Below are 17,425 nucleotides of genomic sequence, written 5' to 3'. Positions count from 1 at the left end.
CAGTGGGCTCATGACGACCCGGGAACAACTCCTGGCCAGCACGTTCGTGGATCTGGCCGACACGCTGGTCGCCGACTTCGACGTCATCGACTTCCTGCACACCCTGGCCACCCGCAGCGTGGAACTGCTTGACGCCGACGCCGCCGGGATCATGCTGGCCGACCCGCAGGGCGACCTGCACGTGATGGCCTCGTCCGCCGAGGAGGCCCGGCTGCTGGAACTCTACGAACTGCAGAACAACGAAGGCCCCTGCCTGGACTGCTTCCGGTCCGGGCGTCCGGTGGCCCAGGACGACCTGTCCGCGATGCGCACGGTGTGGCCGACCTTCACGCAGCGGCTGCAGCAACTCGGATACCGCTCCGCGCAGGCACTGCCGATGCGGCTGCGGGACGAGACAATCGGCGCGCTGAACCTGTTCCGGACCCGACCCGGCCTGCTGGGCGAAGCCGACCTGGGGATCGGCCAGGCCATGGCCGACGTGGCCACGGTCGGCCTGATGCAGGAACGCGCCATCGCCACCCGCGAACTGCTCGCCACCCAGCTGCAGACCGCCCTCACCAGCCGGGTCCAGCTGGAACAGGCCAAAGGGATGCTCGCCCAACGCACCGGCCTGCCGATGGGGCAGGCCTTCCAGGTGATGCGCGACTACGCCCGCAGCCACAACCGCCGGCTGAGCGACGTCGCCGCACAGATCGTCGACGGGTCGATCGGCGGTGACCAGTTGGGAAAGGGCCCGCGTACCAGGCCAGGCACCCCGCCCGGACCATGACCGAAGTCACGGGGTGGCCTTGGTTTCCAGGGCGACGCGGCGTGCGGTCACCTCGTCCGGATCGTCGCCGAACACCACCAGCTGGATGGTGCTTTGCCGGATCGGGTTGTCGGTTCGGACGGTGTCGTGCGCGGCGGCGATGAGCAGGCCGCCGGCTGCCAAGTCGGGCCCTAGTTCGTCGAGCAGGTTGATCAGCGGCGCGGTCACGGTGAGTTTCACCGACTCGGCGGGCCGGTCGAGGGCGTCCGGGCGGACTGACCGCAGCGCCAACAACGGGACGGACCCACTGGTGATCCGGAAGTTCAGGTCGAGCACGACCAGTTGACCGTCGCGGGTTTGGGCGCAGTCCAGGCTGCACAGGCCGCGATAGCCGAGGTCGGCGGCCCGTTGGGTGATCGCCAGGCATTCGGTGAGCAGCTCGGGCGGCAGCGGGGTGACCAGCCCGAACCGTCCGCCCGTGTAGATCCCTGCCGCGTCGATGCGCTGTTCGGTGACGGCGAGCAGGTGCGCTGTCCCGTCCGCCCCGGTGTGCAGCTGGACGCCCCAGTTACGGAGGATGTTCAGGTACTCCTCGATCACGAACTCGCTCAGGACGTCGGTGAACGTCGGCAGCGTGATCTGCCCGCCGGCCTGGTGCAGGTAGACGTCGAGGCTGCCGCCGTGTGCGTCGTCGGTCGCGGCCTTGAGCACCCAGGCCTTCTCAGCGGGTGCCGCTTCGGCCAACTGCGCACGTGTCACCACACTGCGGAGCGCTTGGTAGCGCGGATGCACCAGGGTGGCGATGCTGGCCTTGTTGTTGAGGTGGCCGACGAGCCGGCCGGTTTTGGCGGCGTGTTCGTCCGGGCACAGGGTCGTCGGCTGCGGGTACTCCATCGAGATGAGCAGGCCGTCGGCGATCGCCTCCGTCACCCGTGCGGAGAACTCCGCCTCGGTGCGGAATTCCCGCAGGTCGGTGCCGACCGGCAGGCCACCGTGTCGCAACCGGGCCAGAAGTTCCGGGTTCGTGCCGCCGGCGCTGCAGATCAGCGGTGTGTCCGCGGCGACGGCGATCGGCCGGGCGGAGACCACGTCACGGGTATGGCGGTGCCTGCTCGTGGGCACCGTCGCCTCCAGCGCCGGTCGCGCGCAGACGGCGACGCCGGGACCGTATACATCGGTGAGTGAACGGGGAATTGACAACGAGACTGAGACGCTAATGGAGGATCTCCCGGGACCGAGGCTTCTTGGCGTCGGCGGTTGCCGACGTCAGGCCATCACCGACGTACCCGGTCGATCATGTTTCCGGGGACGCTCGCAGGCCGCGCGGGGTCCGGGCGCAAATTGACATTTGACGCGACGGTACCGTGGATCCCACCTGGTGCGGTACCGCCATCAGCCGGCCTGATGTGGCGGCGGTGGAACGTGCGCGACTGTGGCCGGCGACAGCGACAGCCCGAAGGCGACCACCGTCGCCGGCACCCCCAATCGCGGACCACGTTCCGGACGGTCACCAGGGCAGGCGGCGGGCCTCGTGCGGCCATTCGCTCGGCCGGACCAGCCGGTCGGCGACCGCCGCCGGATCGGCTGCCTCGACCGCGGCGGCCAGGCGCCGCAACGCGTCCCGCGCCACCTCGGCGCGACCGGCCTGGCCGGGCGGGAACGCCTCTTGCCGCTGGAAAACCGCCCGCAGTTCTTCGGTGAGCACGTCGATCACCTGGCGCACGGGCGGGACGCCGAGGGAGATGGTCAGGTGCAGCGAGCCGGTCGGGCCGGCCTGGGCGCGGTGGCCCAGTCCCGCGGGCACGTAGAGCGCGTCTCCGGGCTCCAGCACGACCTTCTCGGTGACCTGGGTGTCGTCGTCGATGTGGCCGCGGTTCCAGTCGCCGCCGGTCGGGAGGTCGTAGAGCGTCCACTGCTTGGTGCCCTCGATCTGCACGGCGAAGACGTCCGCGGTGTCGCGGTGCGGGCGGCTGCCGAACTGGTCCGGCGCGGTCAGGTAGGCGTAGGTCTGCGCGGTCCCGGACACCGCGTTGGCCAGACCGCGGCAGAAGTCGCCGACGCGCTGGTCGTACTGTTCCATGTTGCTGAGTACGAGGGTCCCGCCACGGTCAAGGTGCTCGATGATGTCGTCGGCGTGGGCGCAACCGGTGAGCTGGTGCTGGTTGAGGACCCTCGTGCGGGTGAACGTGGTCGGTGGGGCGCCGTCGCCGCCGTAGCTGACGTTGAACTGCGGGTATCGAAGGTTGCCGAACACCAGCCAGTGCTCGATCAACTCCCGGGTGACGAGTTCACGCACGGTGTCCGCGGCCTTGAAGCGCATGTGCTCGCCGCCCCAGCGCAAGTCCTGTGCCTGTTCGGGTTTGGCGAACAGCGCGGCCCACGCCGGGTCGGTCCGGTAGTCCTCGCTCACTGTTGTCCTTTCGTCGAATCGTCATGCGGCCAGCAGGGCCGCGTCCCAGCCGCTGCGGGGTTCGCCGAGCCAGCCGAGCAGGGCCAGCGCGACGCCCGCGGCGCCCTCCAGGAACCCGGCGGTGTCGTCGGTCCCGTCCACCCGGAAGCCGAAAGCGGAGTCCGGGTCGTAGACCTCCAGCACCCGTGCGGCGATCCGGTCGGCGGCGGCGAGCAGCTCGGGCGCGCCGGTGTCGCGTCCGGTGCCGAGCACCAGGTGCAGCAGGCCGGCCCAGCCGTGGCACAGTCCGGCGTCGGTCACCGCGTGACTGTGCAGTGGCCTGAGCAGCATGGCCTGGAGTGCCCCGACGGCCTCGTCGGTCCACTCTGGACGGTCGAAGGCGGTGCCCGCCAGGTGCAGCGCGCGAGCGATCCCGGGTGTGCCGTAGCACCACGCCGACCGGGCCGGTCGCAGCCGCTTCGGCCGGGCGGCCAGCTCGGCGGTGTCCAACCCGTACGGCCAGTACCGGCCGTTCTCGTCGGTGTCCGACCACGTGAGCAGCCAGTCGACGATCCGTTCGGCGGCCGCGTCCTGCCCTGGCACGCGCACCCCGTGCGCCCACGCGATCGAGATCAGCGCCAGCGGCCCGGCGATGCCGTGCGCCAGACCGGTGTTCGCGTGCCCACCGCCGGGATCGGCCACGGTCGGTGGATGCACGGCCCACCACCCCGGCAACCGGCCGACGGGCTCGGTGAGCGTCACCAGATACCTCAGCACCGCCTGGGTGGATTCGAGGGCACCGCGGTCCAGCAGGTGCCTGCCGACGCCGGTCACACCGGTCACCACGTCGTACGTGGCGAACTCGGTCCCCGGCCGCCCCGCGGACATGCGCTCCCATTCCGGCCGCAGCTTGCGCGCCACCCACATGGCGAGGTGGTGGTCCAATGTGGACAGCATGTCGGCGTAGGCACCCGCCTTGCCCGCCGCCCGCGCCGCGGCGAACGCCAGCGCACCCGCACCGACGTAGAGGCCGCGCGTGCTCGCGTTGCCTGCCGCCGAACCGATCGCCAGGTGCTGGTGGGCGACCGCGCGGTACGCGGGATCCTGGTGGGCGAGTTCGGCGAACAGCAGCGCGGTGGCTGGATACCCGTCAGACAAGGACAAGGCAGCCCACCTGCCCGGCGACAGCGCGATCGTCACGGCGGCCACCACCGCCGGGTCGGCCAGCCTGCGGGCGACGTCCTCGACCACCGCCTCGGCCCGGACACGGATCGCCAGGGTGTCCACCACGCCGGTCATCGGCCGAACCTCGCGCGGTTGCGGTGGGCTTCGACGGCACCGCGCGCGAGGGCCAACGACTCGGCCTCACTCGTGGGGTCGAAGCCGATCAGCCGGTTGTGATGCATGTGCAGGAGGGCCGGCAGCAACGAGTCGTGCGGACTCCCGGCGGCACGGACCGCCTCGCCGTACGCGGCCAGCGCCACCCGTCGCCTCGCCCACGACGAGACGATGACGTCCCCGCCCGGCCGCGCCGCGAGCGCACGCCAGCCGCTCGCCGGGTCCAGCAGGGTGACGGCTTCCGTGCGCACGGCTCGGAAGGCGCGGTGCTGCTGGATGTCCTTGGGGTGGTTGTCGAGCAGCCAGTCCGGGTCGCCGAACGCGGACAGCATGTCGAGGTAGTTGGCCGCCGCCAGCATCACCGGGGACAGCGGCAGGCTGGGCAGCCGCAGCTGGTCGAGCACGGACTCGCTGTCGGCGCGGAAGACCAGTTCGGCGGCGGGCAGCAGCGCCGGGCCGCCGTAGCGGGCGGTCTCCGGTTCGTAGGAGTCGATGACCAGCCTGCTGGCGAGCCCGCTGTCGCACAGGCCGGCCGCCCACGCGTGCAGTTCCGGGAGCAAGCGATCGGCAGGCGCGTGGAACCGCAGCCGCAGATGCGGGTCCGGATCGGCGTAACGGATGAAGAACCATCGCTGGCCCGCGACCAGCGGAGCGACGTGCTGGGCGAGCAGCTCGTCGTGCCGGGTGGTCGCGGCGTAAAGCTTGGCGTACAACCATTCCCCGCCAGGCAGCAGCCGGCGGGAAGGCGGCGGCTGGGCCACGACGCGGGCGGAAGCGGGCCGTGGCCCGACCCCGCGCAACGGCACCACAAACTCCGCCGCGTAGCCGTCGAGCCAGCCGGTGTCCTCCGGGCCGCCGCACACCTCACCCACGACGGTGTCCGGACGGCGACTCAGCTCGTCGCGCAGCAGCCTGCGGTGCAGTTCGCTGGTCAGGTCAAGTTCCAGGCAGACGTCACGGTCGATCGCCTGCACACGCTCGGGTACGCGCCACCGCGCACGCCACGCGTCGAGTTCGCCGTTCCACTCCGCCCACGGCAGGTTCTTGTCGCGCATCCGGTCACTGACCGTCCATGTCGCGGCGGACAACACCGTGCGCCCGTAACGAACTCGCGGCTGCATCGGGAGCCGTCCCGCGGTCGCGCCCCACGACCAGGCGTCGAGCGCGTTGTGTCTCGCGGCCGTGATCTCGCGAATCAGCCGCACGACGTTGGCGGTCGAGTGCGTCGTGTTCATGCGGTGCGGCGACACCGCGAGGATCTCCGCGCCGAGCGCTGGCGCGGCCAGGAACAGCCGCTCGCCGTCGATGCCGACCGACAGATCGGCCAGGCCGAGCACGTCTTCGCGGCCGCGTTCGGCGAACGTGCCGATGGCCAGCGTGCGCTCGCAGACGGCAGGCACCTGCAGCAGGTTGCCCATCCGGCCGTGCAGCGGGCGGAACACCAGCTGCACGGGAAGCAGGTTTGGCTGGTCAGGTGTTGCCGAGATGGGCCGGTTGTCGAACAGGTACGCGAACCGGGAGAACATCTCGCCCGCGTTGGGCGCGCCCACGGACCGGGCCACCACCAGCCGGAAGTCTCCCGCGTCCAGCGCGGCGGCCGACGAGGCGAGCACGCGTACGCACAGTTCGGCGCTGTCCGGTGCGGGGTCGTCCGGGTGGGTGGGCGCGAGGCGGTCCACCAGGGCGTCGTCCAGGACGAACTCGACCTCGCCGCTGAGCATCACCTGCTGCGCCAACGCGGCGAGGGCGTCGTCCACCGGCGTCGACGGAGTCACGCTGTGCCGGAGGCGCCGCTCGCTGTCAGGCACCCGGTAGCCGGCGGGCGCGCCCAGGCCGCGTTCCGGGTCGATCAACTCGGCCAGCGGCACCAGCTGGTGGCTGCCGTAGCGGTCGAGGAACGCCTCCCGGTAGTCCGTGAGGTGCGGGGGTTCCTGTCGGGTCAGGCCGAAGCGATAAAGCACTTCGGCGGCGCGGGCGGCTTGGTCGGCGACGGCGCGGGGCAGCCGTACGTCGGCGTCGACCCGTAGGTCGACTTGGATCGGGGCGCGGTTGCCGGGCTGGATCGCTTGCAGCGCCTCGACAGCGCGGTTCCACTGGGGCAGTCCTTGGCCGATCGGCGCTTCGGCGTAAGCCGCCAGCAGCTCGCGCGCGTGCCGGAGCGCGGCTGCCTCGGGCAGGCCGGCGAGGTGGTCGATGACGTGGTCGAGCTGGTCGGTGTCGACCAGCGGCGGATGCAGGTCGGTCAGCAGCAGGTCCTGGGCGACCAGCTGGCCCAGCATCCGTTCGACGGCGTCGGTGGACGCCCGTGGGAAGGCGGCGGCGACCTCGGCGACCAGGCCGGTGAACGGGATCGGCTGCCGCGCGATCTCCAGTGCCAGGCTGGCGGGCGGGGTCCGGCGCACCGACAACTCCCGCACGCTCCGGACCGACTCGCTCGCGTCACTGGGCACGTACGGCAGCACGAGCCGATCGCCTCGGGTGAAGAACAGGTCGTTGGCCACGACCCGTAACTTCCGCAGCACGCGTGGGTCACGCTCGAAACGCACCAGCAAGGCGGTCAGCCAGCCCGAGTCGACCCGTACGCCTTTGCGGTGCGCCGTACCGATCCGCACCTTCGTCGTGTCGTCGACCGCGGCCACCGCGACACCGGAGTGCAGGCCGAACGGCGTCGGCCGGCCCGCCATCCGCAGCAGGTACCGGGCGGCGGAGCGGCCCGCCCGGTCCACTTTGGACTGACTGGTCCGGCCGGCGTCGACGGCCTGAAGCGTTCCGGCGAGCGCGGTGCTCGACAGCTCGACGGTTTCGCGGAGGACCGGGTCGTCGAGCACGGTACGCAGCACCTGGCCGGCGTCGGCCAGCCCGACCCTGGTGGCGTCCGCCATCGCCACAGGGGCGGCCGGCATCCGCAACAGAGCCGCGTCGTCGGGCGTGAACAGGGCCACGGGAACTCCTTCCACCTCGGGTCGCACCGCAGGTAACCACGCAGCCAGGCCGGCGTCACCGGCCCGAAGCCCGGCGTCGGCGAGACGTCGGCGGCACGTCGCCGGTCCGCCGGCACGAGCCAGCAAGCTGGATCCGGCGACCCATCGGTGGGTCCCGGTTGAGTCCACAGGGAATGGAAGACGACGAATGACGATGATGACGCTGTCCGAAGAGGACGCGCTGTTCGAGCTTGAGGTGCGGGTCGTGCCGCTGGACGCCAAGGACGACTACGGCCTGGAGTTCCAGATGGACACCGGCACCGTGCACACGTCCTACGTGTCGGAGAGCTGTAGCAGCAGGTGCACGGCGGACTACGCGTGCAGCTACACCTGCCGGGGGTTCGCCGCACAGGGATCCACGATCACGCCGAACATGTGCATCTGACCCGTGGTGTCGTCGGCTCTGTTTGACCCGCGCCGCGCCGCGCGGGTCGCGACAGTGTCCGCCGAGGTGGCGGCGCGCATGGTCGATCCCGACCGGATCGCCGCGGGCGTCGCCGCCATGGCCGGCCAGTCCGCCTTCGCCGACACGGTCCGCTGGCGCCCGGCGTCGTTGGCGTGCGGCGACGTGGGCGCGGCCGTCCTGTGCGCCGCGTTCGACGCCGCTGATCCGCACGGCGGATGGGATCGCACTGGCCATCGTTTTCTCACCGCGGCCATTGCCGCAGTCGACGACCCGGACCTGCCGTTGTCGTTGTTCGCGGGCTCGACGGGCGTCCTCGCCGCGGCGGCTCTGCTGAGCCGTGGCGGGACGCGCTATCCGGGACTGCGCAGCCAGTTGGGCACCGCTGTGCTGCTGGCGTTGGGTCGTTCCTTGCACGAGGCGCGCGGCGACGAGCGCGACTACGACGTCGTCGAAGGACTGTCCGGCTGGACCGCCGCACTTCTGCTGGACGCCGCCCCCGCGGACGTCCTCACCGCCCTTGGCGCCACGCTGGCCCAGCTCGGTCAGGACTTCCCTGAGCCCGGCATGGCGCACGGCGCGGGCGGCCCGCTCGCCGCGCTTGCCCTGCTGCACCTGCACCGAGTACCGGGCGTGCGGCCCGCGCTTCGCGCGCTGGCCGACAGGCTGCGTACGGCCGAAGTCGCGCAAGTCAGCTGGTGCACGGGAGCATTGGGCGTCGCACGGGCGTTGTGGCTGGCGGGTCGTGCCCTGGACGACGCCGAGTTGCGCGCCTTCGCCACTGACATGGCCCTCGCTGACACCGACTACCGCACACCCACGCTTTGCCACGGCACGGCAGGCGCGTTGTTGGTGTCCGCCCTGTTCTGGTGGGACACGGGCGACGAACGTCATCGAGTCCACGCCGACCGGCTCTGCACGCGCCTGCTGGACGCCTATGAGCCGGCGTCGCTGTTCGGCTTTCGCGACGTCGAATCGCTCGGTGCCCTCGTGGACAACCCCGGTGTCCTGCTCGGCGCCGCCGGCGTCGCGCTGGTTCTCCGTGCCGTCACCGCTTCCCGCCCGCCCGCGTGGGCCCGGCTGTTCCTGTTGGCCTGACCGATGCGACCGCACGGGACGGGCGACGACCCGCTGTTCGGCAGCGGCATCCGGCTCACCGACGGGTTCGCGCAACACGAGGGCGCCGCGGCGGATCTGGGCTTCTGGACCATGCTGCGCAGGCTGCCCAACCTGCTGCGGATCACGCTCGGACTGGCCTGGGCGGCCGGTCGCTGGACACTGCCGGTCGCGGTCGGCGCGAACCTCGTCGCGGGCGCGGCCACCGCGTTGATCCTTGTCGCGACCAACTCAGCCCTGTCCGTCCTGTTGTCGGCCCCGCCGAGCAAGGAACTGCTAGTCGCCGCTGTGCCCTCGCTCGTCTGGGTGATCGCGGGCGGCGTGCTGCGCAGCGTGCTGACCTCGGTGGGCAGTGCCGCGAGCGGACGGCTCGCCCCACGCGTCGACAGGGCCGCTTACGTACGGCTGCTGGAGCGGGCTGTCGCCGTCGAACTGGCCGTCATGCAGGACCCGACGTTCAACAACGACCTCGCCGCTGCCCGGCGCGGCGCGCTGGCGGCGCGCCAGGTCACGTCGAACGCGATCGACCTGCTCGAAGCGATCGCCGGGCTGTTGGCCGCCGGCGGCGTCCTGACCGTGCTGCATCCCACGCTGCTCCCGATGCTGCTCGCGGTGAGCCTGCCGTCGGCGTGGGGCGCGGTACGCACCGCGCGGGCCAGATTCCTGTCGATGAAGCGATGGGTCGAGCTGAACCGCCAGCTCGACATGCTCGCCACCCTGCTCACGCAGCCCTCGTCGGCCGAAGAGGTCCGGGTTCACCGGACGGGCGGGTTCCTGCTGGCGAACTACCGCAGGCTCGCCGGGCTCGCCGAGGCGGAGCAGGCCCGGCTGGCCGACGCGCAGGCCCGCACCACCCTGTTCACCGACGGTGTCGCGGGGCTGGCGAAGGTGGCCACCTACGGCGTACTCGGGCTGCTGCTGGTCTCCGGGACGGTGCCGTTGGCGGTCGCGGGCACTGTCGTGCTCGCCATCCAGACCGGGACCCGGCACCTGGCCAGGCTGGTCACGTCCGTCAACGGGCTGTACGAGCAGGGCCTGTTCGTGCAGGACTGGCAACGGGCGTGCGAGCGCGCCGAGGCCGAGGCGATGCCGGTCCGACGGCGCCGCCTGAACCGCCCGCCGGCCGTGATCACCGTGAGTAACTTGTCCTTCACCTATCCGAACGCGAAGCAGCCCGCGTTGACCGAGGTCGACATGACCCTGCGCACCGGCGAGATCGTGGCGTTCGTGGGGGCGAACGGCTCGGGCAAGACCACGCTCGCCAAGCTGCTGGCCGGGCTGTACCTGCCGAGCGGTGGCGTGATCCGCTGGGACGGCATGCCGACCACGGAGGTCGACCGCCAGCACCTGTTCGACCACGTCGCCCTGGTCGCCCAGGACTTCGTGCAGTGGCCGTTCACGGCCCGCGTCAACGTCACCATCGGCCGCACCACCCACCCGCCGGACCCGACCCGGCTCCGGCACGCCGCCTGGTTCGGCCGGGCGGACGAGGTCGTCGCCCGGCTCGACCACGGCTGGGACACCCTGCTCGCCCGCGAGTTCTGGGGCGGTACGGCGCTGTCCGGCGGCCAGTGGCAGCGAATGGGCCTGGCCAGGGCGCACTACCGGAACGCGCCCGTGGTGATCTTCGACGAGCCGACCGCCGCGCTCGACCCGCGCGCCGAGGTCGAGGTGTTCGACCGGGTGTGCGGCCTGGCCGGCGCCGGCCGCGCGGTCGTACTGGTCACCCACCGGCTGGCCTCGGTGCGTCGCGCGGACCGCGTCTACGTGCTCGACCAGGGTCGGATCGTCGAACAAGGCACCCACGAGCAGCTCATGGCGCTGGACCGGACGTACGCGCAGCTCTTCCGGCTCCAGGCGGAGCAGCACGGCCTGACCCGTTGAGGCGATCTTCACCCGTTTGCCGACGTCGGCTGTCCGGTATGGAATACTTTGCGCCGTTCGGGTGCGGCATCGTGCGTGGGGGCGCGCGAGCGGCTCGATCTGGGGACGGAGTCGCGAGTGGAGTTCGCTCTTCTCGGCGCCATGCGGGTGGACTTGGACGGGCATGAGGTGCCCGTGCCGGCGGGGAAGCACCGGGTGGTGCTGGCCTCGTTGTTGTTGCGCGCCAATCAAGCCGTGTCGGTGGCCGAGCTGATCGAGCACCTGTGGGCGGAAGCGCCGCCCGCCGGCGCCCGCGGCACGGTCCAGACCTACGTCCAGCGGCTGCGCCGCGCCTTCGCGCCGCACGAGCTGATCACCACCCACCGTGACGGCTACGCCATCGAGGTCGGCCCCGGCGCGCTCGACCTCGACCGCTTTCGTGCCGCGGTCACCGAGGCCAACGCCGCCGCGGCGCGTGGGGACCTGGACGCCGAGGTCGAGTCACTGCGCGCCGGTCTCACGCTCTGGCGTGGCGCGGTGCTCAGCGACGTCCCGTCCGAGTCGCTCCGGGCCGCGGCCGCGCTACCACTGGCCGAGGAACGGCTGCAGGTGCTCGAACGCGTCGTCGATCTTGAGCTGGCCATGGGCCGGCACGCCGAGCTGGTGGCCGAACTCTCCGGGCTGACCGCCGCACACCCGATGCGGGAGCGGTTCTGGGCGCAGTTGATGCTCGCCCTGTACCGCGGCGGCAGGCAGGCCGAGGCGCTGGCCGCGTACCGGTCGGTCCGGGCCAGGCTGCGCGACGAACTGGGCATCGAGCCCGGGGACCGGCTGCGTGACCTGCATCAGGCCGTGCTCACCGGCGAGGCCGAGCCGCCGCCCGTCAGGACGGCGCACGCGGAGTCACCGCGGTCGGCGCCGTGGGTCACGCAGTGCACGCTCCCACTGGATGTGCGCGCCTACGTGGGTCGTGAGGAGTTGCTGAACCAGCTCGTCCTCACCTTGACGGGTGAGACCGTCCCCGTGGCCGCCCTGTGCGGTCCGCCCGGCGTCGGGAAGACCGCACTCGCCGTGCGGATCGCCCACCAGTTACGGGCCGCGTTCCCTGACGGTCAGCTGTACGTCCGGCTCGGCCGGGTCGAGCCGGCCGAGGTGCTCGCGGACCTGTTGCACGCCACCGGGTTGGACCGCGCCCACCTGCCCGCGTCCACCGAGGCCCGGGCGGCCGAGTTACGCGCCCGGCTGGCTGACCGACGCGTCCTGCTGCTGCTCGACGACGCCGCCGACGTCACCCAGGTGCGCCCCCTGCTGCCTGGCACGCCTGGCTGCGCGGCGCTGATCACCAGCCGCGTCCACCTGGGCGGACTCGCCGCCCTGCACGACGCCCGCGTGTTCACCCTGGACGTGCTGCGTCCCGGCGAGGCGCGGACGCTCTTCGCCGAACTGCTCGGCGACGTCGACGCGGACGTGGACGCGCTGGCCGAGATCGCTCAGCTGTGCGGACATCTGCCGCTCGCGCTGCGGCTGGCCGCGGCCAACCTCGGCGGCGGCGTCAAGCACTATCTCGCCGAACTGCGCGCGGGTGACCGGTTGGGCAGGCTCGCTGTGCCTGGCGACCCGCACGCCACCGTGCGTACCACCTTCGACCTGTCCTACGCCGCGTTACCGGAGCTGCCGCGACGGCTTTTCCGGCTGTTGGGCGTGGTGCCCGGTCCGGATTTCACCGTCGACGCCGCGGCTGAGTTGCTGGGGGTGGACGTGGCGCGGGCGCGAGAGGCGCTCGACCACCTGAGCATGCGTCACCTCGTCGGTCAGCGGATCCCGGGCCGTTACCAGTTCCACGACCTGATGCGCCTGTACGCCGCCGAACGGGCCCGTCAGGACGACTCGGCGGACGACCGGCGCGAAGCGCTCCGCAGGTTGTTCGACCACTATCTGGATGTCGCCGACGCGGCAGGGACGGTGCTGTATCCGGACCTGAGCAGGCTGCCCCGGTCGTCGCCCCGCGCCAGGTTCGACGCGGCCGAGGCGGCCCGCGACCATCTGGAGGCGGAACGCGCCAACCTCATCGCCGCCATCGAGGCGGCTGAGCCGTCCGGCCTGCCGTCGTACTCGTGGCACCTGGCCGACGCCTTGCGCGGCTACCTCCACTCCCGCAGTACGACCACCCAGTGGGACTCCGCCGCGCGCAACGCACTGGCCGCCGCCGAACGCGCGGGAGACGTGGGCGCGCAGGCCGCCATGCGGATGAGTCTGGGCATCCTGGCGTGGACACTGGGCCGGCACACCGAGGCCCTCGACGAGATGGGCCGCGCCCTGGACAGCGGCCGCGCGGCCGGTTCGGCCCCGATCGAGGGCGCGGCGTTGCTGAACATGGGCATCATCCAGCTGGAGATCGGGCGGCCGATGCTGGCCGCCGACCTGTTCGCCCGCGGCCAGGACCTGGGCAGGCGCACCGGTCAGGACTTCGTCGTCGCCAACGCCCTGCTCAACAGCGCGGGTGCTCACCTGGAACTCGGCGAACTCGACGCGGCCCGGCGATGCAGCGAGGAGGCGTTGGCCATCTGCGAGCGCGTACGTTCCCCACACGCCGCGGCCACCGCGCGGTCCAACCTCGGTCAGGCACACCACGCGGCGGGCCGGCTGGCGGACGCGGAAGACCATCTCCGCGAAGCCCTCGCGGCCTTCCAGGACTTGGGGTCCACAGTGGACTCAGCGGAGACGCTGTCGCACCTCGCCGCCGTCCACCGGGACGCGGGCCGTCACGACCAGGCCGCCGCGGTGGCCGACGAAGCCCTTGCCGCCGCCCGCGCCGTCAACGCGGTCCGCGTCCTGGCCGAGGTCCTCGTCGTCCACGGCACCATCGATCAGTTGCGCGACAACCACTGCCAGGCCGTCGACAAGTTCCTCGAAGCCGTCAACCTCCTCGCCGCCGACGAACACAGCCGCGTCCTCGGCGAAGCCCGCATCGGCCTCTCGGTGTCCCACCGCCACCTCGGCGCCCTGACCAGATCGGCCTACTACGCCGACGCCGCCCTCGTCGGTGCCGTCGTGACCGGCCGGGAGATCCAGCGCGGCAACGCACTGACCTCCCTGGCTCTGACCGCCCACCGACTGGACAACCGGGACACCGCCACCGCCCACATCCGGGCGGCCCTGGCCACCCACACCCACACCGGCTACCGCCCAGGCCAGGAACGCGCCCACGCGGCGATGACCGAGATCACCGTCGACCACGTGCCAGCACCGCATGACGTCCCGTGCGCCGGTCAGTCGCGCGAACCCCAGCGATCCAGGTGCAGTACCTGATCGAGGGGAACCCGGGCGGCCGGCTTGAACGTCGAACCGGTGTAGTAGGCCGTCGGAATCAGCGCCGCCTGCCGAACGTCCCGCGGCAGGCCCAGGATCTCGGCGGCCTCCTCCTCGTAGGTCAGATGCAACGTCGTCCACGCCGTGCCCAGCCCGCGGGACCGCGCGGCGAGCATGTAACTCCACGCCGCCGGAAGGATCGAGCCCCAGACACCGGCCTGGTTGCCCGGAGGCAGTTCGGCGACCTGGATACACGGCACCACGAGCACGGGCACCTGACCCATGCGCGGTCCCAGGTACGCGACACTGTCGCCGACGCGTTCCTGCACACCGGCGCGCCCCGGCTCGTCCTGGAACAGTTTCCCGGCCGCACTGGCGGATTCCAGGTAGCTGTCCACCGCGCGGCGGTAGAGTTCGCCCAACGCGGCCCGCTGGTCGGGGTCGGTGACCACCAGCCATTGCCACGCCTGCCGGTTGCTCCCCGACGGCGCCTGAATCGCGATCTCCAGGCACGCCCGCACCAGGTCGATCGGGACCGGCCGGGTCAGATCCAGTCGCCTGCGGACCGAACGCGTGGTCGTCAACAGCTCATCCGGGGTCATGGGCTCACACTACAGATCATGAAAGACACCGAACCGCGGTAAACAGATCGGCCTTGAGCTGAGTCTTCAGTGGTGATGGCTGACTACGAGAACTTCGTCCGGGGGCTGCTGCCGCGGCTGCTGCGCTACGCGACGATGCTCACCGGCGAGCGGGAACAGGCCGCTGACCTGGTGCAGGACGTGCTGGTCAAGCTCTACCGGCACTGGTCCCGGATCAGCGGCACGGAACACCCCGACCGCTACGTGCTGCGGATGGTCACCAACGGCTACCTGTCCTGGCGACGGCGCAGGTCGATCCGGGTGATCACCACGGGTGACCCGCCCGACAAGGCGCGGGCGGACGACTTCGCCTCGGACCACGCGTCACGCGAGGACATGTGGCAGCGCCTGGCGCGGCTGCCCAAACGTCAGCGGGCTGTGGTGGTGCTGCGGTACTACGAGCAGTTGGCCGATCCCGAGATCGCCGACCTGCTCGGCTGTGCCCAGTCCACTGTGCGCGCGCACGCCCACAAGGCACTGGCGACACTGCGGAACGGCTTGACCATCGAGCAGATGGCCGAGATCAAGGAGAACTCATGAACGTCGAGAAGCTGATCGCGGACACCTTCACCGCGCACGAAGATGCCGTGCCGGACAGCGACTCGGTCCTTGCCGCCGCCCGGCAGCGCATCGACCGCGGGAGCGTCGGGCTGAGCCGACCGCTCGCGGTCGCGGGCGGGGCCACCGTGCTGACCCTCGCCGCGGCCGCCGTCGTGGTGCTGAACCGGCCGGCGGACGAGCGCCAGGTCGCCGGTCCGGCCGCCGAGGTCCAGAGCACCAAGGCCGCGGCCGAGCCGGCCGTCACGAGCCTGCAGATGCCCTTCTCCCTCGGCTGGCTGCCGCCGGGCGCGGTCACCTACCTGGCGCACCGAATCAACGTCGGAGCCACCACCTCCAGCCCGGACGCGTCGCCGCTGTACGGCGGTGAGTACATGCTCACCGTCAAGGCCAACGGGCAGGTCCTGGAGGTCGACGTCCAGCACTTCCGGATGATGCCGGTGGACCAGGCGGCGTTCAAGTCCGGCCCGGGCAAGGCCGTCACCGTCAACGGGCAGCGCGGTGTCGAGAGCTCGGTTTCCAGCGGCCCCGGCGGCTACGAGCTGTACGTGACGCACCGTGACGGCGGGTCGATGTACGTGAACGTGTCCGCCGCGCCCGGCAGCAAGGCACCCGCGCAGCAGCTGGTCGACGCCGGTCGGCGGATCGCGGAGAACATCCAGTTCCCAGGCGCGACCACCGTCAAGCCGGCGTACGGACTGCGCGACCTGCCGAACGGCACGCGGATCTGCGCCTTCGACGTCGAGCAGGGCGGCGTCGGTCCGTCCGCGGCGGGGTCGTCGGCGGCCCACACGAGCTACGCACTGGGCACGTGCGCCACCATGCCGCCGATCAACGTCACCACCGCGGTCACCAAGCCGCCGGCCGGCACCCCGGGCCAACCTGTGCAGGGCCACGCGACGCGCCTCGCCGACGAGAAGGGCTACCAGAGTTTGTGGGTCCTCGACGCGGTCGACGGCGCCCCGGTCATCATCGCCGGCCGGGTGCCACAAACCGACCTGTACGACATCGCCGACCGGCTCGTCCTGCCGCACTGAACCCACTCAGTTTCGCGTTTCCGCTGGTTATGCTCAGGGTGACACAACCCTGGGGGTGGATACGGCAGTGGTCGAGCGGCTGGCTGTGGTGGTGTTCAACGGCGTGTCGTTGGGGATCATGTCCTTCGCGTTCGGGGTCTTCGACATGGCCACGGCGCAGGGGGAGCTGCCCGGGTTGGATGTGCGGGTGGTCGGCGGCGAGCCGGACGCGGCGCTGCGCGGCGGTGGGCTGAGCTGTCCGGTGCCCTACGACCTCGCCGCGGTCCGGGGTGCGGACCTGGTGATCGTGCCGAACTGGCGGTCGCCGTTCGAACGGCCGCCGGAGGACCTGCTGGAGGCCCTGCGGGCGGCCCACGCCCGCGGGGCACGGGTGGCGGGCCTGTGCAGCGGGGCGTTCGTGCTGGCCGCGGCCGGGCTGTTGGACGACCGCCCGGCGACGACCCACTGGGGGCTCGCGCCGTTGCTGGCCGAGCAGTTCCCGAAGGTCAAGGTGGACGCCTCGGCGCTCTACGTGGACGACGGGGACGTGCTCACGTCGGGCGGTGGCGCGGCGGGGATGGATCTCGCGCTGCACCTGATCCGCACGTTGTGCGGCGCGGACGTGGCCATTCGGCTGGCCAAGGGCATGGTGTTGCCGCCGCACCGGCCGGGTGGGCAGGCGCAGTACATCGAGTCGCCGATCCCCGAGGTGCCCGAGGAGGACCCGGTCGCCGAGACGATGACGTGGGCGCTGTCCAAGCTCGACACGACCATGCCGGTGGCCGAGTTGGCCCAGCGCGCGCACATGAGCCGGCGCAACTATGACCGGCGGTTTCGGGAGATCACCGGCACGACGCCGGCGACCTGGCTGACGCACCAGCGGGTGATCCGGGCGCAGCGGCTGCTGGAGTCCACCACCCTGCCGGTCGACCAGGTCGCCCGGTACTGCGGGTTCTCGTCGGCGGCCGCGTTGCGCCCGCACTTCCGGCGGCTGGTGGGCGTCGCTCCGGCGTCCTACCGGGACAGCTTCGGCATGGCCGGAAGCCTGTCCTAAAACCGACGG

Annotated in this window: 13 protein-coding genes; 8 read left to right on the top strand and 5 right to left on the bottom strand. The window is 71.6% G+C overall.

All coding sequences use genetic code 11. The features are described from left to right. Positions 1 to 10 precede the first annotated feature (10 nt). Positions 11 to 769, top strand: a complete 759-nt coding sequence (locus EV192_RS10305) for a GAF and ANTAR domain-containing protein (protein WP_132113789.1) — start codon at positions 11 to 13, stop codon at positions 767 to 769. 6 nt (positions 770 to 775) lie between these two features. Here EV192_RS10305 and EV192_RS10300 read toward each other — a convergent pair whose 3' ends face one another. The 4 genes from EV192_RS10300 to EV192_RS10285 all read right to left on the bottom strand — a co-directional run bounded on the left by EV192_RS10300 (position 776) and on the right by EV192_RS10285 (position 7,417). Continuing rightward, positions 776 to 1,870 (bottom strand): hypothetical protein, encoded by a 1,095-nt coding sequence (locus EV192_RS10300; RefSeq protein WP_132113787.1) that lies wholly within the window; start codon positions 1,868 to 1,870, stop codon positions 776 to 778. Positions 1,871 to 2,255: 385 nt separating this feature from the next. After that, on the bottom strand, positions 2,256 to 3,158 hold the full coding sequence (locus EV192_RS10295; RefSeq protein ID WP_132113785.1) for a JmjC domain-containing protein: 903 nt from the start codon (positions 3,156 to 3,158) through the stop codon (positions 2,256 to 2,258). 21 nt (positions 3,159 to 3,179) lie between these two features. Continuing rightward, on the bottom strand, positions 3,180 to 4,436 hold the full coding sequence (locus EV192_RS10290; protein WP_132113783.1) for a lanthionine synthetase C family protein: 1,257 nt from the start codon (positions 4,434 to 4,436) through the stop codon (positions 3,180 to 3,182). Further along, positions 4,433 to 7,417 (bottom strand): lantibiotic dehydratase, encoded by a 2,985-nt coding sequence (locus EV192_RS10285; RefSeq protein ID WP_132113781.1) that lies wholly within the window; start codon positions 7,415 to 7,417, stop codon positions 4,433 to 4,435. The genes EV192_RS10290 and EV192_RS10285 overlap by 4 nt, the downstream gene beginning before the upstream one ends. Before the next feature lie 187 nt (positions 7,418 to 7,604). On the opposite strand from EV192_RS10285, the gene EV192_RS10280 reads away from it, so the two are divergent. The 4 genes from EV192_RS10280 (at position 7,605) to EV192_RS10265 (ending at position 14,147) form a co-directional block, all read left to right on the top strand. Next, positions 7,605 to 7,841 carry a hypothetical protein gene (locus EV192_RS10280; protein ID WP_132113779.1) on the top strand — a complete coding sequence of 79 codons (237 nt, stop codon included), beginning with the start codon at positions 7,605 to 7,607 and terminating at the stop codon, positions 7,839 to 7,841. Between the two features lie 78 nt (positions 7,842 to 7,919). Next, the gene (locus EV192_RS10275; RefSeq protein WP_132113777.1) at positions 7,920 to 8,957 is read left to right on the top strand and encodes a lanthionine synthetase LanC family protein; all 1,038 of its coding nucleotides are present in this window, start codon (positions 7,920 to 7,922) and stop codon (positions 8,955 to 8,957) included. 3 nt (positions 8,958 to 8,960) lie between these two features. Next, positions 8,961 to 10,859, top strand: coding sequence for an ABC transporter ATP-binding protein (locus tag EV192_RS10270; protein ID WP_132113775.1), 1,899 nt, complete (start codon positions 8,961 to 8,963; stop codon positions 10,857 to 10,859). Between the two features lie 117 nt (positions 10,860 to 10,976). Then, a complete protein-coding gene (locus tag EV192_RS10265) occupies positions 10,977 to 14,147 on the top strand; it encodes an AfsR/SARP family transcriptional regulator (RefSeq protein WP_132113773.1) in 3,171 nt (1,056 codons plus the stop codon). Here EV192_RS10265 and EV192_RS10260 read toward each other — a convergent pair. Next, the gene (locus EV192_RS10260; protein WP_132113771.1) at positions 14,108 to 14,749 is read right to left on the bottom strand and encodes a nitroreductase family protein; all 642 of its coding nucleotides are present in this window, start codon (positions 14,747 to 14,749) and stop codon (positions 14,108 to 14,110) included. The two genes, EV192_RS10265 and EV192_RS10260, sit on opposite strands and share 40 nt — an antisense overlap. A 75-nt stretch (positions 14,750 to 14,824) precedes the next feature. Here EV192_RS10260 and EV192_RS10255 point away from each other — a divergent pair, with 75 nt between their 5' ends. Genes EV192_RS10255 through EV192_RS10245 form a run of 3 tightly spaced genes read left to right on the top strand, consistent with a single transcriptional unit; the run spans position 14,825 to position 17,416 of the window. Beyond that, a complete protein-coding gene (locus EV192_RS10255) occupies positions 14,825 to 15,328 on the top strand; it encodes a SigE family RNA polymerase sigma factor (protein ID WP_165960329.1) in 504 nt (167 codons plus the stop codon). Beyond that, positions 15,325 to 16,383: a hypothetical protein gene (locus EV192_RS10250; protein ID WP_132113767.1), complete on the top strand. Its 1,059-nt coding sequence runs from the start codon at positions 15,325 to 15,327 to the stop codon at positions 16,381 to 16,383. Before EV192_RS10255 ends, EV192_RS10250 begins: the two co-directional genes overlap by 4 nt. Positions 16,384 to 16,438: 55 nt before the next feature. Further along, a complete protein-coding gene (locus tag EV192_RS10245; protein WP_243726755.1) occupies positions 16,439 to 17,416 on the top strand; it encodes a GlxA family transcriptional regulator in 978 nt (325 codons plus the stop codon). The last annotated feature ends 9 nt before the right edge of the window (positions 17,417 to 17,425 follow it).

Origin of the sequence: Actinocrispum wychmicini (assembly GCF_004345645.1) — a bacterium.
GTDB classification, from domain to species: domain Bacteria; phylum Actinomycetota; class Actinomycetes; order Mycobacteriales; family Pseudonocardiaceae; genus Kibdelosporangium; species Kibdelosporangium wychmicini.
Note: the sequence above shows the minus strand (reverse complement) of the source record. Positions and strands in the feature narration are given on the sequence as shown.